Raw genomic sequence first — 22856 nt, 5'->3', positions numbered from 1 at the left:
CTCGATTATTATTTTGATATTCTTGTTACCGTATACAAGTTTCGTTATGACAGCGATAAGGATTTGTTAAAAGAATTAAAGGCATTACTATTGAAACTCTCAAAAGAATTTCCAGAACTGAAGCCAGAACAATTCAATGAAACTTACCCAAACATAAATGAGATGATAGAATATCTCGACCAAAACTTAAGCGACTAACATGGACTAACGTATTAAGAGCCTTTCAGTTAATTTCTGAAAGGTTTTTTAATATAGATGAATAATAAGATAATGGATAAGAGCAATTGGTGTAGTAATTATTTACATTATACTATATTTTATAATTCCTATTTTCTTACCACAAGGTTCCTATCTCCCCCTAATCCTTAAGTCCATAGCCCTATCCCCTGTTCTATCATTTTAGAATCACTTTTTCAATCCCTATTATTCAAAACCATTTCTAACCCATTTTTCCTACCCAAAGCAAATAAAACCTACCCATTTGCTTTGCTTCTAGCGTAAAAAGACATGATTCTAATAATTCATTCTTATTATCTTTCTATATAAGGAAAGCATTTCTAAAATCGATTTTATATAGAAAACTGTCTACAATATAATGCAGACAGTTAGTTTAAAGTGACTATGGAATTATAAACTCTGAATCCTTTTAATTTCATCTATCAGCAAAGATAAATCAAACATCATTTTAATTCTAGCGTCTTCCTGTTTCCAGTTCATTTTATATATTTCTTCAACAATTCTATTAATATATTCCTTTTCCTTCTGGCTTATCACTTTACCCTTAATATTAAACTCATTATCCATTAAAAGGTCTAGAAAAGATATTGAACCAACCTTTGCTTCTACTCCCTTTTTAATTTCTTTATTATTATCGGTTCCACTCATTTTAATGCCTCCTTCAGTATTTAAATCCTATACTTTCATAATAGTATATCGGGCCAATGTTAAAGGACACAAGCATTACTTTGATTTTTATAACAATAAGAGATAAGGTTCCTTTTGGTACCTTGATTTTTAATATAGTTCCACATAGAACTCTAATAGGACAAAGGGGTGAGGTAAAAAGGTTAAGGCTACTTCTATATAATTTAAAAAGCAGGGAGTAATAAACTCTCTGCTCTTTCAACTATAGATTATTAAACATGTCGAATATACTATCAGGTAATTGATTCTCTGACCTTTCTAAATCCTCAGTATCATTATTCACTTTAGGCATTCCACCATATTCTAGTAATGCTTCCTTTATAGCCTCTTTTATTTCTTCCTTTGTTATAGATTCTCCTTTTTCCTGAAACCTTAAAACTGCACGAATAACATAATCTGTCTTGTATTTTTGCTCAGAGAGTATATTATATACCTTAATATCTTCTTCTCTATCCATTAAAAACGAAAGGTTTATTCGCTTAGTAGCCATAATTACCACCTACTTAGTTCCTGTTGCAATAAGATTTTATATCCTCTGGCATTTGCAAATTGGTCCAGAAAATCTGCGTACTTTACTTTATTAGCCTTTTGAATATAATTTTGAAGCATCATACTTCCTCCACCTGTAAAGATGCTAGGATTGCGAAATTCGAAACCGTACTCTTCAATCTTTGATAATATATTTTCCACATATTCCTTTGTCATATTTTCAATTATCTTCTTAACATCTGCATCAAAAATAACTGGTTCTCTTCCTATTACCATATCCTGTATTTGAGATTCTGTTAGTCTTATATTTAATTTTAAAAGTTCCTGTTGTATCTTAGCAATTAGCGTTATTATTCCATCAGGCAGTGAGAAACATGATGCTGTATTAATGATACCATTTTCCACTTTAAAGATATCTACCGTGAAGCCACCGATATCAATCACATTGCACAATACACCTTTATAACTGTTGAACACTGTTATTAACGAAGCATATCCTTGAGGGTATACTCTACTATCTACAATATTAATATGATAATCTTTTTTATTATAGGTAAATCTGACATCTTGCCTTATAAAATACTCACGAAATTTTTTCTTTAACGTCCCATAGTTGACGATTGGAAGTCCTATTCCTAAAATTACATCCGCCTTACCTTCTACCCCTACTTTATCAATCGCATTTGCTATAGCAGGTAATGATAGAATAAAAGCATCCTGATTTACCGTCTTATCCATTTGAACATTTAATCTACTACTTCCTACACTATAAAATCTTCCTTCATATACTAACAAATTGCTGGCTGAAATTGGTTCATCATTTGACTTCGTGAAGCCAGTTTCACTGATATACCCTTCACTTGTTTTAGTACACTTATTGCCATTATCTAAGCCTATTAAAATCCTATTATTCATAGCAATTCCTCCATTCCCTGACAAAATTTAAGTTCTACATAGTTCTTTTAAACAATCATATTTTATAATTTCAAGTCTTTTTAAACAAAATATGCTTACCGCAATTGGTAAGCATATTTGTGTTCATTATTTTTAGGAGGCTTTCAATCATGATTAATACCTATATATCGAGTACATGTGTTTTATACTTAATCATATTATCTTGTGTCAAGTTAATCTGTTTTTTCTTTTCACATCTTTATCTCATAATATATATGTATTTAGTAGATTCCTCTAATCCATTGAAGCAACAGTATCTATATAAATTTTTAAGCGACAAAATTAATGTAGGGTATATGGGAAAGGTCTGATGAATTAAGGAGCAAATACATATAGGCCTTCAGCATACCCCCTTAACCTTTTTGCCTATTAATTGTAATACCTTTATAAAAAATAGTCCTATCAAAACTTGAATATCCATTTATCTGTCCATATAATGTGTCAAACTAATTGGAAAGGATGAATTTTATGAGCGGAAATTTAATTATAAAAGATTTTAGAACACTAAAAGTATGGCAGAAAGCAAATTCACTTGAGCAAGAGATAGGAAAGTCAGTTAAGAATTTTCCATCATATGAGCAATATAGGCTCGTAGACCAGTTAATACGTGCAGTAAGGGCTATCCCAGCAAATATTGCAGAAGGAAACACACAATTATTCATTAGAAAAGAAATCAATTATGCGAGTATTGCACTCGGAAGTGCTGGAGAGGTAAGGTCCCACCTAATCACTGCATTACAAAACAATTATATTTCGCAGGAGCAATATGATAATCTAGACAAAAAAGTAGTTGAGATAATCAAAATGCTATATGGATATATAAACAGACTAAAATCTCATTCAGATTATAGCCTTGATTAGAATTATTTTACTTGAAATCCTACATAATTACTTTTAATAATATGACATTAAAAGTATGGAGGAATTTCATGGTAAACTATTACATGCTGGCAATTTTATTTAGTCTTGCTCTATATATTATCCTGTTTGATAATTCTCGATGGAAAGAGAAAAGGTCACTTTCTAGTAAAAGAAAATTTATAAAAGTATACATTGTAACTTGGATAATCCTATACCTTGTTTATTTAGTTTGTATTTTGGCCACCCCGTCTACAAGACCTTTTTTTAAAGAACATATTGTTTTTGGTGCTTTCCTTCATCTTTTCTTTGCTATCTTTGCATGGAAAGCAACTATATACTAATAAAAGCCCATAAATTTTAGTGGGCTTTTAGTCTTACATTAGATATTTAATATCTTGGTATTTTATAACTACTAAGAACTTTTCATAATGATTACTGGTCCATAATAATCATCTGTAGCAATACCAATCTTCTGTACACTCCCTCCAGGTGATTCTTCTTTAGTACAATCCTTTTCTACTAAATCGATGGCTTCTTTTTCTGAAGCAGAGATGACTATATAAGTAATTGATGGTCCCTCAATCTTCTCTTCAATCTGATATATGTATAATTTAGGATTTACATTTTTTTAGTACCAATTTTTCTTTCTATCTTCTTTTCAAATGCTGTTAGACTATCATCAATCATAATATGTCCGTAGTAATGGTCAATTTCTTTAATTTCTCCATCGGGATACTTTACTGTTGTTATACAAGAAGGCTGGTCAGTAATAACTTCCTTTCCTGGTTCATATTCAAATGACTTAAATTCAAAGTCTACAATCAGATTATTTAATTGTTCTAATTTTTTCTTTGATATCCTCCATTGATGCTCTCCTGCTTTGTAAACAAATGCTTCACCATAGTAGTTTACATTTCCGTACTTATCTACCTGTACACTATAAACAGGACAAGTTCCATAACACATTGTTCTTTCCAAGCGTATTGATTTAAACATTAATATTCCTCCACTAGATAACTCATATCTCCCAAAAGATGTATTTCATCTTACATTCAATCTTTACTTCCTGAATTAGAGGGAAAGACAAACTCCTTCAAGCAACTTTATACTTTGAAGACTTTTAGGATTTTTATCCTATAAGTCCAATAGCCCATCCTTTGTTTGCATATTTAGATGTTTTTTCACGAACCCAATCCTCTACGTATATAAGTCAATTTTTAACTTGTGATATATTAATTAATTCGTATTTTATAAGTGATGTGAGACAAATAAAAGCCTGCGTTTCTGTTTATCGATGATTTTATGTTTATAATGTTTTAAGTTGCAAATAGAAAAAAGAATCTCTTATGTTACCTTAAGTAAGTCAATATCTTGTTAACTAGTGGTTTAAATACTAAATATATCAAATAACCCAACAGACCTCCCAAAGTATTTGTAATTAAATCTGTTATGTCTGCTGAGCGAAAACCGTTAATAAGAGGTTGAGTCACTTCAATCCCTAAACTAAACAAAAATGTCCAAAATACAGTCGATAATAAGTTTTGCTTCTTTACTATAGGCAGTAAAAACCCAAAAGGCATCATCATAATAATATTAAGTATAATCTGTCTAAGAGCATCTCCTCTTCCCGAAAAATAATCATCAAAAGGTATTATACACATCGGAGCATAGGGATGATTAAAAATAAATGGTAGAGAGCAAATAATTGGCATTAAGGTTAAATATAAGACAAGTGATATGTAGATATACATAAGGGTATTAACAACTAAATGACCTTTACCTTTTGACCTCCACTTATTAAAAAAGTAAGCACCATATAATACGCCTAATGCTACAAAGTCTATAATGATTTTTAAACTATTACTCATATTTGCTCCTTTTTTTATGTAAGAAATAAAATTCAGAATTGAAACTATTGTTCATTTATCCAAGAACTTTTTGTTCTTCCTCCACCCCAGATATCAAAAGTCCCTTATTCAACTTCTTTATCGGAAAAGGTTATTGTTACTGCTAATCCAGTATCACAATCGGATTCCCTAAAATCACCTAAGGCAATAGAAGTCATTGAATTTTTATTTGTTCCCAATCTAACCCATAAAGGGATTTCTCTATTTGCTTCAATCTCTGTGGGATTATCAAGCCTAGAGTTTGACATCATTTTTGAATTATTAAAGTCTACTATACTAGGGTAACTTGACTTTGTATGACCATTTTCATTAATTAAAAATATATCATAAGAAAGGTCGTTTATTCTTATAGCAATCTGTTCATTATTTGATTCAATATTTCCGAATACTGCACCTTCCTTTATCCATTCTCCATTAACATAAGTCCAAATATCTATTGACATAGACTTAATTGATTCGTCAACTTTATAATCAAAAAACACTATCTCGTCTTCGAACATACTTAATACTTTTTTCGTTTCTTCTGAAAACTCTCTTTCTCTAATTATCATTACATCTTCATTATTGTTATTACAAGCAACAAGCAACATAATTGTTATTAAAAATAAAATTCCTATGACTATTTTTCTCATTATAAATTTACTCCATCCATATTAATATTTGATAAATAAATTTATCCCATCAATCTTTTGTTTTCTTCGCAATTTATGAAGAATGCGTAACAACTATACTTATTAGAATTTATTTCTTCTTTTTGATAAGTCGACTAATGCTCCAAACAATGCAATCACTAGACCCACTACGAAAATCCAACTTAATACAGATGGAATAGTTTTATTAAACAGTGCAAGAAGTATCATTATGACTAGTGCAACAATTTCTATCATTATTCCAACCTTCGCGTTCTTGTTAATTTTCATTTCTTCGTTTCCCTCCTTTCTTTTGACATGTCTATAGATAACTGGCAATTCATACGTCACATTTATATACAAACACGACACACTTTTAATATCATCGTTAACTCACTATATAAGGTTATTTAGTTATTATCATTTTGTAATTTAAAGAAATCCTGTCTTGTAATCTCATAGTCAACAGTACTTCGCCAATTTCCCAATTGGTCTTTCCACGCGTTTTCTTGTATACCAATTTTCTTAGCACCTATTTTAGTTTCATAAACGTGTTGTGCTCTTTTATTTTCGAGCATAGTATCCCATACAATTCTATCTATTGGGAATTTAGAATTAATGTTTGAATCTGTAAAAATAAATTCAAATAACATCTTAATCATTTTAGGTCCATATCCTTTATCTTGATAATTTAAATCACATATCTTCCATCCAGGATATACCGCGTTATCATCTTTAATTTTATAATTTAATTCACCTACAGGTTTGCCATCAATTTCTATAATACATAACTGACTTAACTTACCTTCCCAACTCTTAATATTAGCAACTGTGTCATCTAAAGACTCACCGATACCATTTGGGAAGCCTGCATGTTCCATAACCTTACCATCATTCCACCACTTATTTAAATGAATTGCATCATCGCTAGTAGCACTTCTAATTATAATGTTATCCTTATGAATTCTCATAACTTCCTCCATCACTTTGATTACTTATTGTTAATACCCCTGCACAATGAGATATTTTAGTAAATACACAGGAATATCTATCATCAAAATCTTTTATAATTTCATCAGCCACAAAATAAATCTCATCATAATCCCATAACTCATCAAATTTTTCTTTACATGTCTCCAATTCATTTCTTGTTTCAAAAGAGACATCTCCAATTAATATTTTTCCTTTTTCATTTAATAGATTTATAAGTAATTTTATAAAACCTTCCTTTTCTTTTTCCGTTAAGTGATGAATCGCATATGTACTAATGATATAGTCAAAACGTCTATCTACAATCTCATTAGGCAGCCCTTTGGAAAAGTCCCAGTCTATTAATGTTGCATTAGGCATTTTCTCCCTGGCAATATCTATCATATTCCTTGAAAAGTCGATACCTGTAATAGCGTAACCAGCATCATATAACCTTGTAGTTAATACCCCAGTTCCAAATCCAATGTCTAAAACATTTGCACTATTTTCGTCTCTTACCTGATTGTAAATATAATTTAATACATCTTTATAACCTGCAAATGGATACTCATTATCCTCTTCACTAAGATTTACGCTCCTATCATATCCATCTGCCCACATATCAAATCCCTTATTATCTAACAAATTTCACGCTCTCCTGTTCTTTTTATAAATTAGTTGAACTTTAACTTGCTTAAAAACTATATCATACTATTTTTTATAACCAATATGCTGAATCATTATCAAACAAGGGTTATCTTCTCCCCATAACTCTGGAAGGCACTCCAATGGTTTAAAACCGACCGAGGTATAAAATCTTCTTGTTCCCGCATAATAAGTGTCAGGATGTGATTCATCAAGGGTCTTTACTTGCATAAATTCATATCCTCGTTTTTTAGCCCACCTTAAAGCCATGTTAAATAAGGCTCGCCCAATTCCTTGTTTATGGTAATCTGGAAGAACCCCCATAACATAAATCTCAACAGTATATTGGTTGTTTTCTTTAATAGAAATGAAGCCTAATGCTTTTGATTTATGACATGCCACGAAAAACGGCAAGTTACTGCTATTATCTATGTATTCCTGTGTGGATTCTGGTATTCCAAACCATTCAGGAAGAGATTCTAATATACTTGTAGAGATTTCTATTTTTACTTTCTTATCATATATTTCTTTTATTTTCATATAACTATTTGCCACCTAATCTATTTTTCAAAACTCATAGTTGCGAGGATTCTATTTCAGTAAATTCATTCTTTAAATAAAAGTATATGCAGGGAATTTTTTAACAGTATTCAACATAATTGCGTCAATATTTTTACCCTTCAACTGAGATACTATTTTTTATAAACTTGTCAATAATTATTTGCTATATATTGTGAAAAAATAAGTTAACTTTCAGTATGGCAATTTTCATCAGTACATTTTGTTGCAAACCATACTTTTTTTCTTCCACATTTGCAAGTATACTCTTCTTGCTCCAAAAGCCATTTCTCTAATCCTATCTCTTTAATCATTATCATATTTTTGTAAGCCAATTCATGGTGTCGTAAACCATCGTTATAGAAGTCATTTAGCACATTACATGGGAAATCAGTACATTCCCCACAATGAAGTAGCCCTTTATTAATACAGCATGGACGGGTAGGACAATCATGAACCAGTTCCTTTTCATTTCTACATCCCATGCAATTAAAATTCTCTTTGTAGTTCTTGCAACCTCCACAATATAAGCCACAGAGAGATAACCTTTCATATTTCTCCAATAGATTCCTCCTTTATCTATAGATAATAATACAACTATTTTAGTGTTATTCTTCAATTATAATTTTTATTGGAGAACACTTGCCACCATTACACTTACTTTCAGATACACTGCATGCAGCAACTCCAAGAAGAACATCCATTTCTGCTTTTAAAACCACTTTGTCCCCAGGCCTTGAAATAGGCTTTTCAACGGATATACTTCCGTCAGAATTTATTTTTGTATACATAAATAAATTAACAGGATGAATGATTGGTCGTTGTTCATTTAGGCAACCATTTATATTTTCAAGGCAATTACGATGGCCCTGTCCATTTTGATAGAAAAAGTCATACATCTCTGGTCTACAACAAGGGTGAATCAAATCATGTTCCCCTACATCATCCAATAACAATTTAAACATGGGATTATAAAGATTAGTAAAAATCGTATCTCCTACCTTTAACTTTAAAGATTCATTACAATCAATTGTTACTCCAGTGGATAGAAATTCCAAAGGAGTATTTTTAGATTCAGCAAAGAAATCAACCACTTGTGTTCCATCTATATCTATAATTGTAATTTTTTCATTTTTATTTACCTCAATTGCTTTTCCACTACATGCTTCTATTAAATATTCTCTTTTCATAAATATCGCTCCTCACTAAAGTATTTATAGTGTGTCATATACTAAAATTCAAATATATCTTTTATCTAACCTCATATCTTCAAGGGATATTGTTTCGTTTTAATCTACTGAGACGTAGTTATATACAGATATACGAAAAGTTAAATAATAGTTATGTTTAAATAATTAAAAGTAATAATAGCGTTAATTTATAAAACTTATAAAAATAAGCGTTCTCTAAATCTCAAGAACGCTTACTTTTATTAAATTTATTGAAACAATTTATAACTGTTAAAAATTGATAAAAATTGTTTGTCAGATATTTTGTCAGGATTAGAAACCCTAGCATGCTTTAATGCCTGTCTTAATTGGTTCTTAGTAAAAAGAACATGATATTCCTTATTCACCCATCTATAAACAAAAAAATGATATTTTTTAATATCCTTCTTTAAAATTAATGGTTTATGCCTTTCAAGTAAAATCAGTACAGAGTCTACATTAGGCTTGGGATGAAAATATGTTCGGGGAACTTTTTTAAGAATTTTTATGTCCATTTCTACCATCAATAACAAACCTAAAGCCCGTTGGGTATTTTGTAACCTTTTAGCAAAGCCTCTCTCTACAATAAGATAGTTGTATTTCGATTGGCTATCAAAAGTGATTTTTTTTACAATATCTGTACTAATATTATAAGGAATATTACCAAATATTTTATAATCTGTACTTTTAGGAAAATTAAATTTCAATATGTCTTCATGAATAACTCTTATATTCCGAAAAGGCTCAACTGCTTTTTCAGTAGCATGACATAAGCCTTCATCAATCTCTATAGCATTAACCCATTGACTTATTCTCACAAGTTCCTTAGTAAAATGTCCTTTTCCTGACCCAATTTCTATTATATTATCTAGTTTAGTGATATTCGTATATTTTAATATTTCTTTTACATGCTTTTTAGATGTAATAAAATTTTGTGAATGTTTTGGATTTTTTTGCTTCATTATAACCTACTCCTTGCCGACTATAATGAACTAATTTTAAGAGTTCACTATAACCAATTATTTTTGGTTTGGTTGATAATGAAATCTCTCAATTACAAATATGGCAAATATACCCATACCTTTACCTCCTTCAATTCCTTTCATTATAAGCGAGATAAAGTAGTATCTACTACTGCAATACATGTACACATATTTTACTCCTCCTTACGCACTGATTATATCACTTTTAATATCTCTATTCAATTATGATATTGAAAACGAAAAGGCTGTAATCACAATTCCTTATAAACAGTCTTGTCTTTTCTTACTTTAGGCCTTTATTCCATTACATTATTTTATTATTGATATTACTTTACCATCTAAAATTTGTTTTTCTTTTTCTAGAATCATCGTTCAGAGTTTTTAGAAACAGAAAAAATCGCTCAAGTTCTACCATAAATTAAATATTGTTCTTTCAAAAATTTACTTCATTACCCATATACCTGTTTCTATAAAATCCCCTTAACCCTTACATAATCCTTGCTTCCCCTAATTTCTATCCCTATCAACACCACTACTTTATTTTACTATTGACACTACTTTATCACCTAAAACTTTGTTTTTCTATTTCCTAAATCCATTCGTTTAAATTTTAGAAATAGAAGAATAATCCAATGTCCTATTAAGGTTTAAATAATGTTCTTACTTTTTCTTACATATATCCCCAATTACCTTATCTCTTCCTACATTAAATCTAATTTTCACAATTTAACGCCTAGTCTTATCATCAAAAGCCAAATACAGAACCATTTTAATAAAACATTATTTTATTTTTGAAAGCACTTTATTAGATAAAATCAGAGTTTTCTGATTCTTATCGTTTTCCCAATATTTGTAGAAACAGAAAAAAAGGCCCTAGTTCTTACATAATTTAAATAAAGTCCTATCATAATTTCCCTATAACCCCCTTTTCCCTTGACTCTTAAAACTCCCCTAAACCCTTTATTCACCACACCTTCCTTATTCCTTGTTTGTAATAAAACTACAACTTTATTTTACTATTAGAACAACTAATTAAACACCTATATCAGCAATATTATTTCCTGTCCCCCTTTTCCCTAAATCCTTAATCCTATCTATGTGCACTTAAAACAATCAAACCTCCCTTTTCAAACAAAGTCCTCACATAGATTCCCCTCAAACACCCATAAACACTGGCTTGTTGATTTTTCCCATTTTTCCCTCTTTTCCCCTTTCCCCTTAAACCTGCCCTTCTAAAGTCCTTACATTTCCTGATTTTTACCTCAAAAACCGAAAATAAAGTACTTATAAAATGATGTTTTGGAATGAAGATGAATGAGTGGTTTTTATCCATTTCTCATGTCCATTTTCTTTTCTAATCAATCTCTCCATCCATTGGTTTTTATGGGTTTAACCAAGCCATCTCTTCTTTCTTCTAATAAAAAATCTAATAAAAAAACCATAGTTCCAAGGCATTCCTTATACCTTTTCCCTATGGTTTTCTAACACTACTTTATTTGCTTCACTTCAGACATTTTAAAAAATGAAAGAAGTTTATTTGATGTAGACAAATATGTAATCCACATCACATCTCCCGCCTGCCCTCCAAAGCTTTGGACAAAGTCACTTCATCTGCATACTCCAGATCTCCACCTACAGGTATACCATGGGCAATACGAGTAGTTTTTATGCCTAGCGGTTTTAAAAGTTTAGATATATATACAGCAGTTGCTTCCCCTTCCACATCAGGGTTAGTAGCTAGTATCACTTCGTTTATATCTTCATCCTGCACACGCATTAAAAGCTCCTTTATCCGTATATCATCTGGTCCAATACCTTCCATAGGTGATATAGTACCATTTAGTACATGATATACTCCATGAAAATCTCTGGTACGCTCCATGGCTATTACATCTTTAGCATCCTTTACAACACATATAGTAGACACATCCCTATTAGTATTAGAACATATATTACAAGGATCCGTATCGGTTATGTTACCACATACTGAACAGTATTTGATCTTCCCTTTTACCTCAACTATGGATTTTGAAAGTTCCTTAGCTTCATCATCGGACATATTTACTATATAAAAAGCTAAACGTTGTGCCGTTTTATTGCCTACACCTGGCAATTTTGACAACTCATTTATAAGCTTGGCAATTGGTTCTATATAATAATCCATAAATAAACCATCCTCTTTAGAATAATCCGGGTATACCCATACCCCCTGTTAATTTGCCCATCTTTTCTTGTACCATTTCCTCTACCTTCCTCAATGATTCATTTACTGCTGCTAATATAAGATCCTGTAGCATTTCCACATCATCAGGATCCACCGCTTCAGGCTGTATCGTTATAGATACTATCTCTTTTTTACCATTAGCAACTACCGTTACTACGCCACCACCTACTGATGTCTCTATTGTCTGCTCCTCTAGTTCCTGCTGTACCTTCTCCATCTGTTCCTGCATTTTTTTAGCTTGCTTCATAATTTGATTCATATTCCCCATGCCAGGGAATCCGCCTCTTGCCATGCTATTATCCTCCCTTTCAATTTTAATAGGTAATTAATTCCTCTATTTTATTATAATATAGGTTTGCTATTTAATATATACTATTATATTATGCCTAATCATCCTCTTCAACTACTTCAACAAACTGTTCTCCAAATATTTCTATAGCCTTCTTCACCACATCGTCGTCTTCATCTGATGTATTAGAAGACTCTCCTAGTTGACAAGCAACAATTACATTTTTGCCTGTCATCTTATATATCATATCCTGTATAAAAGTCCTTTTATCATCCATCTCAATGGCAGCAGCATAAAATCCCTGATCAGGTGCAAATTTCAATATAACTTTTCCTTCACCGGATTGACTTACCTTTGCCTCCCTGAGTAATGTATATATAGGCATGCGCTCTTTCTTTATCTCATTCATTATATCCGGCCATGATTCTTCTATACTTTTGCCATTATTCTGTGTACTTACAGCTTTTTTACTGTTTATTTTATCAGCCGTTTTTTCTTTTTTTTGTACCTCTTTTTTTCGCTCTCCCGCCTCTTCCTTTGGTTTAGCAACCTTTTTCTCTTTATTCTGCTGCATAACCTGCGGTTGTTTAGGTATTGATACCATGCCCTGTTCTAAAGCCTTAAGCCTTTCTATTATAGCCTCATATGATTGCTCCTCATCCGGTCTACATATCTTAACCATAGCTAGTTCTAAAAGCACCCTAGGCTGAGTACTCCATTTTAATTGACTATCCAACCCTGTAAGTATATCCACAATCCGCGTTATCTTTTCTATACTAGCCCTTTGAGCTTGTAACCCATAGTCTTTTAATGTAGCATCGCTCATATCCAAAAGGTCATTTTTTACACCGCATACCTTTATTAGCATAAGATTTCTCATATGATATATGATATCTTTTAGAAATACCGATATATTCTTCCCATCTTCTATAATATCATTTATCATTTCAAATAATGCCGATACATTATTTTCTAGCATATTATCAGCAAATTCAAATATAAATCTCTGATCAGCAGTGCCCAAAATAGCAAGTACATCGCTATTTGAAATATGTTCTCCACAAAAGCCTACACATTCGTCCATAAGGCTTAAAGCATCTCTCATACCGCCCTCTGACCACCTAGCAATGGTATCTATTGCTTCTTCATCTATATTAAAACTAGATGCCTGTGCAATCATCTCTAATCTTTCCATTATTACTCTATGGGGTATGCGCTTAAAATCAAACCTCTGACATCTAGATATAATAGTGGAAGGTAATTTATGAGGTTCTGTCGTAGCCAGTATGAATATAACATGGGCGGGAGGCTCTTCAAGAGTCTTTAAAAGGGCATTAAATGCACCTATGGACAACATATGCACCTCATCTATTATATACACCTTATATCTACCTACAGTAGGTGGATATTTCACCTTATCCCTAAGGTCCCTTATCTCATCTACCCCGTTATTGGAAGCAGCATCTATTTCAATTATATCCATATTATTGCCATCTTTCAGTTGCTTACACACCCTACATTCACCGCAGGGGCTAGCATCCTTAGGAGATATGCAATTGACTGCCCTGGCAAGTATTTTAGCAGCGCTGGTCTTGCCAGTCCCCCTTGAACCGCAAAAAAGATACGCATGGGCAATACGTCCACTCTTTATCTGATTCTTCAATGTACGCACAATGGAGTCTTGACCTACCATATCATCAAATGTTTCTGGCCGCCATTGCCGATACAATGCAGTATATTCCAAAAAAATCACCTGCTTTTGTCCTTTGTTAAACTAATGATAACATAAAACATCCCAAAATGGGTAGCCAAAAATAATATAAGCCATGATTTTATACATGGCTTATAAATTTTAAGTGCCGTGCACCTACCCTCGACTAAATGACTACAAGCGGTAACCACGCAGTTAACTCCGACCAGGCTACCCTGCGGCACACGAGAGTGTCCACTTACTGCTGCTTCCTTCCGGATCTGACAGGGTTCATAGATTCCCGTTGCGTAGGACCCAATCATCTTTGCCACTTACGCGGGCCAGAACCTCACAGACACCAGCCTACGGTAGGAATTCAACCCCGCTATAGCGGATTGCGGGAATAGGGCACCGCTACCTCCCCGTCTAGCACGGCAAACTTTTTAACTTTGTCATAAGGCTATTTTACTATATATATACCCATTTTGCAAGGAAATTTTACGACCATATATTTCATACACAGAAAATTCAAGCTATCTTTAATTCATAACTCTATATTATTATTCGCCTTACAAATCAAAGTTTACCCTCTAAAACCATAAATTATAAAGATTTTCCCTGACCATGCACTACTACCGATAATCTGCCCATGATTACCTTGGCCATAAATGCATATATAGGTACATGAAATGCCTGTCCCTTTATCTTCCCTGGAACTGTCATAATCATTGGTACTTTAAAAAGTCTCTGCATAAAATAGGGAACCATTATAATGGACGTTATTGTCTGGCCTATGGCAATAGCTAATATTAGCTGCCATAAGGAAAAGGGATGTTTTTTAAACGGCTTCAACACAAGAGCTGGTATAATACCCGTTAGGGCAGCTGTTAATGTAAAATGTGGCATGTAGGGTCCCATGGGATTTATCCAATACCCAATTATATCACCAATAGCCCCCACGATACCTCCCGCAGATGGTCCAAACATAATACCAGCTAAAATAATCGGAAATCCTCCAAAACCTATTCTAACGACCTCTGCCCCGCCAATGTTTATCCTGATACTTGCAATACGCGTCAGAACAATATTAAGGGCAATAAGAAGTGAGAGATATACCATCTCCCTAGTAGACATTTTTTGCATAAAAAATCTCCTCTCCATTTTTTGACAGTACTGGCACATCAAATGAAAAGAAGATCATCTTCTATTGATGTGACAGCGAACGCGATGTCCCACCGCAAGCATTTTATGCTTTTCGTCCAAGGGCAACGTCCCATCCCTTAGCACTTAACGCGAGCACACCTACTCTGCCTTTTATTGTTAATGTTAGTTAGCAGGATATACCCTGCCAGATTTATGATAACCCTTATAAAAAGTTATCATTAACTATGCTTACATTCTAACAGATATACCCTCTTTTAACAAGTAGTAAATTAACATCAATACAAGTAATGGTGACTTCGTAGTAATACTGTCAGAAGTGAATTATAAAATAGTTTAATTTTGAACTATATTAGGAAGGGGTGTAATGATGTCTTTCTATAGAAAAGAAGCTAATATCTTTTATATCTACTTCCAAATAATAAAAAAATATAAAGGAGGATCACCAAGGGCATCTATTAAGATGGGAGAGAAAGACAATGAAGGCGCAGAAGAAATTATGGGAAACTGTTTTATATCTTTAATTATAATGTCAGTTATATTGACAATTTTTCATATTTACAACTTTATTAAATAAAGTAAATAGGCTTGCATTTATATCTAATAATTGGTATAATGTGCGTGATTGTAAATTACGAAAATTTATAATCATTTAGCATGAATTTTTAAGATATAAAACTCAATATTTTTACGCCACGAAGGCAGAGAATTTTATTCTCTGCCTTTTTATGTATTTACAATATTTACAAAACAGGAGGGAACATAATGAATAAAACATCTAATTTAGTAAAGGCCAGCTTTTTTTTGGCCCTTGGTATAATAATACCTTATATTTTCCATTTAGCAGGTATTGGTGGGTCAATCTTATTGCCCATGCATATACCTGTATTACTCTGTGGCTTTTTGTTAGGCACCAGATACGGGCTAATCGTAGGATTTATAACACCTTTTTTAAATTCACTTTTAACAGGAATGCCACCCATATACCCTATGGCACTAGCCATGGCTTTCGAGCTTGCTACATACGGTGCAATATCAGGATATACATATAAATCGAAGCATCTAAATGTATATCTATCCTTAATAATCGCTATGTTAGCTGGCCGGGCGGTTTATGGCATAGTAAATTATATATTGCTAGCAACAAAGGGAGAAGAATTCCTATTTAAAGCCTTTTTAGTTTCATCATTCGTTAAACCAATATGGGGCATTATAATACAAATAGCAATTATTCCTTTTATAGTTAAAATGCTTGAAAAAAATAAAGAACCAGCAAATCTAAATGGGTGATAGAAATTTTTTAGATATAATATTGAATCTAGATTCAATATTATATCGTTTTTTTTATATCCTGTACTATTTCATTTATTATATCCTTTATCTGCAATTCTCGAGTCCCTGGTATATATATACCATGTTTTCTTAATGGAATTATATATTTAATACACTCCATTTCAAATACAGCCATTGAAATAGATGCTGTTATCTCCCCATTTATACCTCCACTACACATAATCCCCACTGGACCTATTAAAGCATCTATAGTATTTTTCCTACAAAATAAACAAATATCCTCTTCCCCCGTTATACCTAAATCAGCTCCCGCCTTTAACATATTAGCTGTCGCTGCATTATTAGTACCTAGCGCAATTATATATACAAGATCTCCAATCTCATGTCTTAGGCGCTTTATAACACTCTGACCTAATCCAGCACCCTGAGCATCCATTACCCCTATATTCACCTAAATCACCGACCTTTTAGGATTTTTATAGCTTCATTTGCCGATATTTCCCCATTATCAAGCATGTCCAATATCTTGTCTTTATCTACATCAGACTTCTCAGATCCTCCTGATATGTCATATCCAAGGCTATAAATAATATCATTTAATCTACTTCTAACTGTAGGATAGGAAATATTCAGTTCCTTTTCTACTTCTTTTATATTTCCCCTGCACTTTAAAAAGATTTCTATAAAATACTTTTGCTCTGCCGTAAGATAACTAAATTTATCTAACACAAAATGCCCCTCATATTTAGTACTACAGCCTGGACATACCAGAGTTGTTACTTCAAGCTCTTCCTCGCATACTGGGCACTTAGTTATTATCTTATATTTCATGCATATCATCCCCTCTACCCCTATATTATACCCATATTTTTAAAAAGGGAAATAGAGTCTTAGCATTTATAGGTTTAAAATTAATTTTCATTACTTCAACCTTAATTATGTTCACTATTGTTTAAAATTTATAAACCTTAGCTCAAAATTTACCAAATAACTAAGTTGAGGTTTACAAAGTATCGATAAAAAACAAAGTACAACTTATAACCTAACAATGATGACAATGCATATTTGGCGGCTAGAGCTATTCAGTTCTTCACTCCAGGGGTACCACAGGTTTATTATGTAGGTGCATTGGCAGGAGCAAATGACTATGAATCATTAAAAAATAATACTGATAGCCACGCAATAAACCGCCATAATTACAGTATTAATGAAATAGATAAGGAGATTAATAGAGAGGTTGTTAAGAGGCTTTTTAAGCTTATAAGATTTAGAAATAAGTATCCTAGTTTTAATGGAGAATTTAAGGTCCTAAATTGTACAAAGGATAAAGTACGTCTTTCATGGCAAAATGATGATAAACGCTGTACATTATTTATAGATTTAAATACTAATAAGTCTATTATAGATTATATTAATGAGGACGGAAATAATATCCAATACTTAATATAGCAAATTGATCAAGAATTTAATATAAAAATATATTCAAAAACATTGACTATATTATATTCTTCATATATACTAGAATATGGAAGATAAAAAACTAACTGGTAAGATTTTAGGGCTTTTATAGTCATTGGGGGAGGGGGAATAATAATGGCTATAAATGAATTGCGCCTAGAAATTATTACCCTACAAACCAAACTAAATAACATAATAAAAAATCAAAATGGACATTTAACAGATGAGAAACTAGTAAATATTAGCAAAAAGCTGGACAACCTCATAGTCGAATATTTAAAACTAACAGAAAAGACTAATAAGGAAGCTAAAAATCATTAATTCAATTTTAAGGCAGGTAAATGCGTCAAGATAGGCAATTTTAATATCTTGACGCATTTATTTTAAAACCTCTTGATTTTTTTTGCTCAGCATTGTATACTATATAAGCGTCATAAAATAATAATTGATTTATAGGTAAACCAATATTACATGGAGAGATGGTCGAGTTGGTTGAAGGCGCACGACTGGAAATCGTGTAACGGGACTCAAATTCCGTTCGAGGGTTCGAATCCCTCTCTCTCCGCCAATATTAAGGGCTACAGTGTTTTTTCTGTAGCCCTTTTACTTCCCTAAAAATTATAATAAAACTGAATTTTGTGCAAAACCTTTTTAATCCACTGAACTTTTTATAAACATGGAATTTTTCATCTATCCTATATGAATTTATAAATTGTAAAAAGTTAGCCATAAAATATAAAGTAAATAGATATAAAACCACAATTATATAAGGAGGTATATTAATGATAGGTGCAATCATAGGTGATATCGTTGGATCCCGTTTTGAATTCACCAATTATCGGGATAAGAATTTTAAACTATTTACAGATAATTGCCAAGCAACCGATGATAGCATCATGACCCTTGCAGTGGCAAAGGCTATTATGGAAACAGAAAAGATTAAAGGCATTTCTGTTGGCGAATATGACAAACTTCTTGAAAAGATGACTATCAAGTATATGCAAAAAATCGGAGGTAATTACCCAAACTGTGGTTATGGGGGAATGTTCTCCCAATGGATTTTCAGTGAGAACCCTAGACCATACAATAGTTTCGGCAATGGTGCAGCCATGCGTATAAGTCCCGCGGGCTTCATTGCAAAAACTGAAAGTGAAGCAAAAAGACTATCCGAAATCATAACACGGATAACACATAATCACCCAGAAGGTATAAAAGGTGCTGAAGCAGTTGTCGTGGCAATTTTCATGGCCCGACAGGGAGTTGCTAAAAACGAAATCCGTAAAAAAATAGACACCTCCTACTATCCCCTAAGTTTTACCATAGACGAAATCAGAGATACATATAAATTCAACGAAACCTGCCAAGAAACTGTACCACAAGCCATTGAGGCATTCTTGGAGTCTATTTCCTTTGAAGACGCAATCCGTACTGCCGTTTCCGTTGGAGGTGACAGCGATACCTTAGCGGCTATAACAGGATCTATTGCACAAGCATATTACGGTGTCCCTAAAAACATCGAAGAAAAAGCTCTTGCTTTTCTTGATACCGACCTTCGTGCTATTTATGATGAATGGAATGCATTTCTAAGTAAAGAATTATCATAAAAAATATGCTAGTCTGTATACAGACTAGCATATTTTTTATCCCTCTATTTCTCTAAGCTAAAATATCTATCCAATAGCTGTTGATCTATCTCAATAAGCTCATCAAGCCCTAATTCTTTAAGATCAGCCATATACTTATCCCAATCATCGAGAGATTTTTGTCCTAAAGCAAGTTTTGTTGCTAATTCTTCAGAGTATGTTGTTATATCGTTAAGTATTTGTGTCTTTTTCTCTAGCTGATCATCATCAGGAATAGCCAGATAATTTTTATTGTAGAAATATGGTTTGTACGTCATTATTTCTAATTGATGATTAGTCTTATATTCAGGACGTCCCTGTAATTCATACTCTAAATTAGCAAATTGTACCCTTGGAAAAACAGTATCGCCAAAAACTTGTTGTCCTGCAATTTTCCCTTCATTTGCCAGTTGAGTATCAAACGATCCGGTTATATCCTTAAATTTCTTAACCCCATCATCTCCAACTTCATATGTTAAACCCTCAATTCCCCAAAATAGTAAGTCTGCATACTCTTCCGAATATATAATATCAAAAAATGCAATAGCTGCCTCGGGATTTTTGCAATTTTTCGTCACAGCAAACTTTTGCCATACCAAGAAAGGTGATTCTAACTGGGCTGCAGGCTCTATACCATCCACAGCTTTAAGAGGCATAAGTGGCATATATTCGCCCCCACCTTCTATGGTTGGTTCTCTATATGTTTCCAGATTATAATCAGTTATAGAAGCTGTTTTATTTTCCGTAATCTTTTGCTGAACTTCTTCTGAACCAGCACCAATTAGACTAGCATCTATTATATTTTCTTTAACTAATCTTTGTAAATATTTAAAATAGTCTTTTACGCCTTCTTGATACCAAGGAGATACTACTTTCTTATTTTCCATATCAACAGCCGTTATATCTATACCAAGACCAAACCATTGAGCTATAGCACCATTAAATCTGGCAGGATCATATATGAGTATCTCATCTTTTTGACCATTACCATTAGCATCCTTATCCCGCATAGTCTTTAATGCATTAAAATATTCATCAGCAGTAGTAGGTACAGGAATATTAAGTTTATCAAGCCAATCCTTCCTAATATTCATAGTCAAGGCCACTGGTGCTGGTTCCGTTCCTTTATATAGCTTCTTATGAAGATTACTAAACCAGTACATCTTTCCATCAGGCGAAGTAGTTAACTGCTTTGCGTAGGGAAAATATTCATTATAGAATTTTTTTATATTTCCATTGCTATGCTCATCAGCAAGTGAATTAAGCTCAAGTATTACACCTTGTCTAGCAAGATTTAATACTGTGGTATCATCTAAAGGAGAGACATTTGCAATATCAGGTAAATCACTTGCCGATGCCATTCGTGTCTGGATAACAACTTTATATTGTTCCGCTGGTACTATTTCATATTCTAGGTCTAAGTTAGCTGCGTCAAGAAGCTTCTGTACTTCTTTCCAAACAGGGTACTTTTCCCTATCAGCAAACTTTATGTCCCCACCTTTATCGGGCCCAAGTAGATGGAGTTTAGCCTTCTCTTCTTTTTTGTCATCTTCCACTTTCTTAGTATCGTCATCTTTTTTGTTATCTTCTACCTTTGAACTCGAATTTGATGTATCCTCTCCGCTTTTTTTGCCACATGCAACAGAGGTAAGCATCAGACTAAAGACCAATAAAAAGATTATTAAAGTTTTTGATCTTTTCATTATTACATTCCTCCCTATATAATGATTTTTTTATAACCTGCGTCTATTTTTATTTAACGCAGAATAGAAAATCAAATATACAATATCCCATCAATCATTCTTTTAAAGAACCTAGCATTACCCCTTTTATAAAATATTTCTGGAAGAAAGGATAGGTAAATATTATAGGTAAAGTAGTAAACACTATTATGGAATATTTAAGCTGTATATTGGAAAATATTTTTTTAGTTGCACTGGCCGCCTCATCAAAGGCCAATTCTTTAAGATCTACTGTTTGCTGTACTAAAACACGATACAAATACATCTGTAGAGGATGCAATTTTTCATTTGGCAGATATACCAAAGCACCAAACCAACTGTTCCATATACCCACTATGGTATATATGGCGATTACCGCCAGTATCGGCTTTGATATGGGTACTATTATTTTAAAAAGCAGTTGAATATGACTCGCACCATCTATAAAAGCTGATTCCTTTATAGAGTCTGGTACAGTCATAAAATACGTCCTTACAAGAATTATATACCATATACTTACTGCTCCAGGTATTATAATTGCCCATCTGGTATTGTATAGACCAAGCTTGTTCACCAGTAAAAATGTAGGGATCAAACCACCACCAAAATACATAGGAAAAATTAAATATCTAACCAGCCATTTCCTGCCTGGAAGATTCTTTACGCTTAAAGGATAAGCACCTAGAACAGAAGTTAAAAGCGTAAGTGCCGTACCGGCTCCAACATATATCAATGTATTTAGATATGCCCACCACATCTTTGCATCTCTTACAATAAGCCCATATGACCCTAACTGAAACCCCTTCGGATATAAATATACATCCATTGCTGCCACCCTTACAGGATCACTAACAGACATGATAACTACATAGTAAAACGGATATAATGTTATTATGCATATAAATATTGTAAAAAAATAAATAAAGAAATCAGCAATTGGGGACCCCTCTTTTATTGCATTTTGATTGTAATTTCTTTTTCCCATAATCTTATATCCTCCCCTTACCATAATGCATACTCTGTATATTTACGACTTATGGCGTTTGCTGCATAAAGAAGAGCAAAGTTAATTAAAGACGTAAAAAGGCCGATTGCCGTCCCGGAACTAAAATTACCTGACATAAGTCCCTCCCTATATACATAGGTAGGCTCTCGAAAACTCGAAGAGCTTAATCTTACTTTATTTCAAGGTTCGGCTTTTTAGCTTCACCCCTACTTTTTGATTAATATTCACTTTAAAATTTCCAATTCTACTTACCATTACTTCCCTT

The 22856-nt window shown here is 32.7% G+C and carries 28 protein-coding genes, 1 tRNA gene, 1 other RNA gene and 1 riboswitch; of the genes, 6 read left to right on the top strand and 24 right to left on the bottom strand.

Annotated features, from left to right (window positions below):
• Nucleotides 1–627 precede the first annotated feature (627 nt).
• The 3 genes from EJN67_RS08290 to EJN67_RS08280 all read right to left on the bottom strand — a co-directional run bounded on the left by EJN67_RS08290 (nucleotide 628) and on the right by EJN67_RS08280 (nucleotide 2328).
• On the bottom strand, nucleotides 628–885 hold the full coding sequence (locus tag EJN67_RS08290; protein WP_129723866.1) for a hypothetical protein: 258 nt from the start codon (nucleotides 883–885) through the stop codon (nucleotides 628–630).
• 241 nt (nucleotides 886–1126) lie between these two features.
• Nucleotides 1127–1414: a hypothetical protein gene (locus tag EJN67_RS08285; RefSeq protein WP_129723865.1), complete on the bottom strand. Its 288-nt coding sequence runs from the start codon at nucleotides 1412–1414 to the stop codon at nucleotides 1127–1129.
• A gap of 2 nt (nucleotides 1415–1416) precedes the next feature.
• Nucleotides 1417–2328 carry a ParM/StbA family protein gene (locus EJN67_RS08280; protein WP_129723864.1) on the bottom strand — a complete coding sequence of 304 codons (912 nt, stop codon included), beginning with the start codon at nucleotides 2326–2328 and terminating at the stop codon, nucleotides 1417–1419.
• A 507-nt stretch (nucleotides 2329–2835) separates the two neighbouring features.
• Between EJN67_RS08280 and EJN67_RS08275 the strand changes: the two genes are divergently transcribed.
• Nucleotides 2836–3228, top strand: coding sequence for a four helix bundle protein (locus EJN67_RS08275; RefSeq protein WP_129723863.1), 393 nt, complete (start codon nucleotides 2836–2838; stop codon nucleotides 3226–3228).
• Between the two features lie 618 nt (nucleotides 3229–3846).
• On the opposite strand, the gene EJN67_RS14245 is transcribed toward EJN67_RS08275, so the two are convergent.
• From EJN67_RS14245 to EJN67_RS08190, 17 genes are all read right to left on the bottom strand, one after another.
• Nucleotides 3847–4224, bottom strand: a complete 378-nt coding sequence (locus EJN67_RS14245) for a DUF6438 domain-containing protein (RefSeq protein WP_243641260.1) — start codon at nucleotides 4222–4224, stop codon at nucleotides 3847–3849.
• Between the two features lie 353 nt (nucleotides 4225–4577).
• Nucleotides 4578–5096 (bottom strand): VanZ family protein, encoded by a 519-nt coding sequence (locus EJN67_RS08265; RefSeq protein ID WP_129723862.1) that lies wholly within the window; start codon nucleotides 5094–5096, stop codon nucleotides 4578–4580.
• A gap of 104 nt (nucleotides 5097–5200) precedes the next feature.
• Complete coding sequence (locus EJN67_RS08260; RefSeq protein WP_129723861.1) at nucleotides 5201–5767, bottom strand: hypothetical protein; 567 nt, start codon at nucleotides 5765–5767, stop codon at nucleotides 5201–5203.
• Between the two features lie 102 nt (nucleotides 5768–5869).
• Nucleotides 5870–6055 (bottom strand): hypothetical protein, encoded by a 186-nt coding sequence (locus EJN67_RS08255; protein WP_129723860.1) that lies wholly within the window; start codon nucleotides 6053–6055, stop codon nucleotides 5870–5872.
• A gap of 119 nt (nucleotides 6056–6174) precedes the next feature.
• Nucleotides 6175–6735: a GNAT family N-acetyltransferase gene (locus tag EJN67_RS08250; RefSeq protein WP_165000802.1), complete on the bottom strand. Its 561-nt coding sequence runs from the start codon at nucleotides 6733–6735 to the stop codon at nucleotides 6175–6177.
• Nucleotides 6722–7378: a class I SAM-dependent methyltransferase gene (locus EJN67_RS08245; RefSeq protein ID WP_207207997.1), complete on the bottom strand. Its 657-nt coding sequence runs from the start codon at nucleotides 7376–7378 to the stop codon at nucleotides 6722–6724. The genes EJN67_RS08250 and EJN67_RS08245 overlap by 14 nt, the downstream gene beginning before the upstream one ends.
• 66 nt (nucleotides 7379–7444) lie before the next feature.
• Entirely contained in the window at nucleotides 7445–7918 is a 474-nt protein-coding gene (locus EJN67_RS08240; RefSeq protein ID WP_129723858.1) for a GNAT family N-acetyltransferase, read from the bottom strand.
• A 206-nt stretch (nucleotides 7919–8124) separates the two neighbouring features.
• Complete coding sequence (locus EJN67_RS08235; protein WP_129723857.1) at nucleotides 8125–8499, bottom strand: DUF3795 domain-containing protein; 375 nt, start codon at nucleotides 8497–8499, stop codon at nucleotides 8125–8127.
• 45 nt (nucleotides 8500–8544) lie between these two features.
• Nucleotides 8545–9126 carry a DUF1989 domain-containing protein gene (locus EJN67_RS08230; RefSeq protein ID WP_129723856.1) on the bottom strand — a complete coding sequence of 194 codons (582 nt, stop codon included), beginning with the start codon at nucleotides 9124–9126 and terminating at the stop codon, nucleotides 8545–8547.
• Nucleotides 9127–9374: 248 nt separating this feature from the next.
• Entirely contained in the window at nucleotides 9375–10106 is a 732-nt protein-coding gene (gene erm(A), locus EJN67_RS08225; RefSeq protein ID WP_129723855.1) for a 23S rRNA (adenine(2058)-N(6))-methyltransferase Erm(A), read from the bottom strand.
• Nucleotides 10107–10163: 57 nt separating this feature from the next.
• The gene (locus EJN67_RS08220) at nucleotides 10164–10289 is read right to left on the bottom strand and encodes an erythromycin resistance leader peptide (protein WP_129723892.1); all 126 of its coding nucleotides are present in this window, start codon (nucleotides 10287–10289) and stop codon (nucleotides 10164–10166) included.
• A gap of 928 nt (nucleotides 10290–11217) precedes the next feature.
• The gene (locus tag EJN67_RS08215; RefSeq protein ID WP_129723854.1) at nucleotides 11218–11460 is read right to left on the bottom strand and encodes a hypothetical protein; all 243 of its coding nucleotides are present in this window, start codon (nucleotides 11458–11460) and stop codon (nucleotides 11218–11220) included.
• A 231-nt stretch (nucleotides 11461–11691) separates the two neighbouring features.
• Nucleotides 11692–12291 carry a recombination mediator RecR gene (recR, locus tag EJN67_RS08210; RefSeq protein ID WP_129723853.1) on the bottom strand — a complete coding sequence of 200 codons (600 nt, stop codon included), beginning with the start codon at nucleotides 12289–12291 and terminating at the stop codon, nucleotides 11692–11694.
• A gap of 16 nt (nucleotides 12292–12307) precedes the next feature.
• Nucleotides 12308–12643 (bottom strand): YbaB/EbfC family nucleoid-associated protein, encoded by a 336-nt coding sequence (locus EJN67_RS08205; protein ID WP_129723852.1) that lies wholly within the window; start codon nucleotides 12641–12643, stop codon nucleotides 12308–12310.
• A gap of 94 nt (nucleotides 12644–12737) precedes the next feature.
• Nucleotides 12738–14384, bottom strand: coding sequence for a DNA polymerase III subunit gamma/tau (dnaX, locus tag EJN67_RS08200; protein ID WP_165000801.1), 1647 nt, complete (start codon nucleotides 14382–14384; stop codon nucleotides 12738–12740).
• Between the two features lie 115 nt (nucleotides 14385–14499).
• Nucleotides 14500–14765, bottom strand: an RNA gene (gene ffs, locus EJN67_RS08195) — signal recognition particle sRNA large type.
• A 168-nt stretch (nucleotides 14766–14933) separates the two neighbouring features.
• Entirely contained in the window at nucleotides 14934–15473 is a 540-nt protein-coding gene (locus EJN67_RS08190) for a folate family ECF transporter S component (RefSeq protein WP_129723850.1), read from the bottom strand.
• Nucleotides 15474–15544: 71 nt separating this feature from the next.
• Nucleotides 15545–15642, bottom strand: a riboswitch (THF riboswitch).
• Between the two features lie 614 nt (nucleotides 15643–16256).
• Here EJN67_RS08190 and EJN67_RS08180 point away from each other — a divergent pair.
• On the top strand, nucleotides 16257–16781 hold the full coding sequence (locus tag EJN67_RS08180; protein WP_129723848.1) for an ECF transporter S component: 525 nt from the start codon (nucleotides 16257–16259) through the stop codon (nucleotides 16779–16781).
• Nucleotides 16782–16821: 40 nt separating this feature from the next.
• Here EJN67_RS08180 and EJN67_RS08175 read toward each other — a convergent pair whose 3' ends face one another.
• Both EJN67_RS08175 and EJN67_RS08170 read right to left on the bottom strand, forming a co-directional pair.
• The gene (locus EJN67_RS08175) at nucleotides 16822–17235 is read right to left on the bottom strand and encodes a DUF3842 family protein (RefSeq protein WP_129723847.1); all 414 of its coding nucleotides are present in this window, start codon (nucleotides 17233–17235) and stop codon (nucleotides 16822–16824) included.
• 5 nt (nucleotides 17236–17240) lie between these two features.
• Nucleotides 17241–17615, bottom strand: coding sequence for a DUF2089 domain-containing protein (locus EJN67_RS08170; protein ID WP_129723846.1), 375 nt, complete (start codon nucleotides 17613–17615; stop codon nucleotides 17241–17243).
• A 234-nt stretch (nucleotides 17616–17849) separates the two neighbouring features.
• On the opposite strand from EJN67_RS08170, the gene EJN67_RS08165 reads away from it, so the two are divergent.
• The 4 genes from EJN67_RS08165 to EJN67_RS08150 all read left to right on the top strand — a co-directional run bounded on the left by EJN67_RS08165 (nucleotide 17850) and on the right by EJN67_RS08150 (nucleotide 19846).
• Complete coding sequence (locus EJN67_RS08165) at nucleotides 17850–18233, top strand: hypothetical protein (protein ID WP_129723845.1); 384 nt, start codon at nucleotides 17850–17852, stop codon at nucleotides 18231–18233.
• A 144-nt stretch (nucleotides 18234–18377) separates the two neighbouring features.
• Nucleotides 18378–18563: an aspartyl-phosphate phosphatase Spo0E family protein gene (locus EJN67_RS08160; protein WP_129723844.1), complete on the top strand. Its 186-nt coding sequence runs from the start codon at nucleotides 18378–18380 to the stop codon at nucleotides 18561–18563.
• A gap of 152 nt (nucleotides 18564–18715) precedes the next feature.
• A tRNA-Ser gene (locus EJN67_RS08155) sits at nucleotides 18716–18810 on the top strand.
• A gap of 214 nt (nucleotides 18811–19024) precedes the next feature.
• Nucleotides 19025–19846 (top strand): ADP-ribosylglycohydrolase family protein, encoded by an 822-nt coding sequence (locus tag EJN67_RS08150; protein WP_129723843.1) that lies wholly within the window; start codon nucleotides 19025–19027, stop codon nucleotides 19844–19846.
• A gap of 44 nt (nucleotides 19847–19890) precedes the next feature.
• Here the strand turns inward: EJN67_RS08150 and EJN67_RS08145 are convergent, their stop codons facing one another.
• Nucleotides 19891–21567, bottom strand: a complete 1677-nt coding sequence (locus EJN67_RS08145; RefSeq protein ID WP_129723842.1) for an extracellular solute-binding protein — start codon at nucleotides 21565–21567, stop codon at nucleotides 19891–19893.
• A gap of 94 nt (nucleotides 21568–21661) precedes the next feature.
• Complete coding sequence (locus tag EJN67_RS08140) at nucleotides 21662–22570, bottom strand: carbohydrate ABC transporter permease (protein ID WP_129723841.1); 909 nt, start codon at nucleotides 22568–22570, stop codon at nucleotides 21662–21664.
• Between the last annotated feature and the right edge of the window lie 286 nt (nucleotides 22571–22856).

The organism is Xylanivirga thermophila (assembly GCF_004138105.1).
Lineage (GTDB): Bacteria > Bacillota > Clostridia > Caldicoprobacterales > Xylanivirgaceae > Xylanivirga > Xylanivirga thermophila.
The sequence above is the reverse complement of the archived record's forward strand: the minus strand, read 5'-3'. Positions and strand labels throughout refer to the sequence as shown.

What these genes read in the sequence shown, in the direction of transcription:
- EJN67_RS08160 (WP_129723844.1), top strand. Translation starts at nt 18,378, where the DNA reads ATGGCTATAAATGAATTGCGCCTAGAAATTATTACCCTACAAACCAAA.
- recR (WP_129723853.1), bottom strand. Translation starts at nt 12,291, where the DNA reads ATGGATTATTATATAGAACCAATTGCCAAGCTTATAAATGAGTTGTCA.
- EJN67_RS08145 (WP_129723842.1), bottom strand. Translation starts at nt 21,567, where the DNA reads ATGAAAAGATCAAAAACTTTAATAATCTTTTTATTGGTCTTTAGTCTG.
- EJN67_RS08265 (WP_129723862.1), bottom strand. Translation starts at nt 5,096, where the DNA reads ATGAGTAATAGTTTAAAAATCATTATAGACTTTGTAGCATTAGGCGTA.
- EJN67_RS08150 (WP_129723843.1), top strand. Translation starts at nt 19,025, where the DNA reads ATGATAGGTGCAATCATAGGTGATATCGTTGGATCCCGTTTTGAATTC.
- EJN67_RS08250 (WP_165000802.1), bottom strand. Translation starts at nt 6,735, where the DNA reads ATGAGAATTCATAAGGATAACATTATAATTAGAAGTGCTACTAGCGAT.
- EJN67_RS08260 (WP_129723861.1), bottom strand. Translation starts at nt 5,767, where the DNA reads ATGAGAAAAATAGTCATAGGAATTTTATTTTTAATAACAATTATGTTG.
- EJN67_RS08215 (WP_129723854.1), bottom strand. Translation starts at nt 11,460, where the DNA reads ATGGATAAAAACCACTCATTCATCTTCATTCCAAAACATCATTTTATA.
- EJN67_RS08255 (WP_129723860.1), bottom strand. Translation starts at nt 6,055, where the DNA reads ATGAAAATTAACAAGAACGCGAAGGTTGGAATAATGATAGAAATTGTT.
- EJN67_RS08170 (WP_129723846.1), bottom strand. Translation starts at nt 17,615, where the DNA reads ATGAAATATAAGATAATAACTAAGTGCCCAGTATGCGAGGAAGAGCTT.
- EJN67_RS08280 (WP_129723864.1), bottom strand. Translation starts at nt 2,328, where the DNA reads ATGAATAATAGGATTTTAATAGGCTTAGATAATGGCAATAAGTGTACT.
- EJN67_RS14245 (WP_243641260.1), bottom strand. Translation starts at nt 4,224, where the DNA reads ATGTTTAAATCAATACGCTTGGAAAGAACAATGTGTTATGGAACTTGT.
- EJN67_RS08220 (WP_129723892.1), bottom strand. Translation starts at nt 10,289, where the DNA reads ATGTATTGCAGTAGTAGATACTACTTTATCTCGCTTATAATGAAAGGA.
- EJN67_RS08275 (WP_129723863.1), top strand. Translation starts at nt 2,836, where the DNA reads ATGAGCGGAAATTTAATTATAAAAGATTTTAGAACACTAAAAGTATGG.
- EJN67_RS08140 (WP_129723841.1), bottom strand. Translation starts at nt 22,570, where the DNA reads ATGGGAAAAAGAAATTACAATCAAAATGCAATAAAAGAGGGGTCCCCA.
- EJN67_RS08290 (WP_129723866.1), bottom strand. Translation starts at nt 885, where the DNA reads ATGAGTGGAACCGATAATAATAAAGAAATTAAAAAGGGAGTAGAAGCA.
- EJN67_RS08240 (WP_129723858.1), bottom strand. Translation starts at nt 7,918, where the DNA reads ATGAAAATAAAAGAAATATATGATAAGAAAGTAAAAATAGAAATCTCT.
- EJN67_RS08285 (WP_129723865.1), bottom strand. Translation starts at nt 1,414, where the DNA reads ATGGCTACTAAGCGAATAAACCTTTCGTTTTTAATGGATAGAGAAGAA.
- EJN67_RS08205 (WP_129723852.1), bottom strand. Translation starts at nt 12,643, where the DNA reads ATGGCAAGAGGCGGATTCCCTGGCATGGGGAATATGAATCAAATTATG.
- EJN67_RS08190 (WP_129723850.1), bottom strand. Translation starts at nt 15,473, where the DNA reads ATGCAAAAAATGTCTACTAGGGAGATGGTATATCTCTCACTTCTTATT.
- EJN67_RS08180 (WP_129723848.1), top strand. Translation starts at nt 16,257, where the DNA reads ATGAATAAAACATCTAATTTAGTAAAGGCCAGCTTTTTTTTGGCCCTT.
- EJN67_RS08230 (WP_129723856.1), bottom strand. Translation starts at nt 9,126, where the DNA reads ATGAAAAGAGAATATTTAATAGAAGCATGTAGTGGAAAAGCAATTGAG.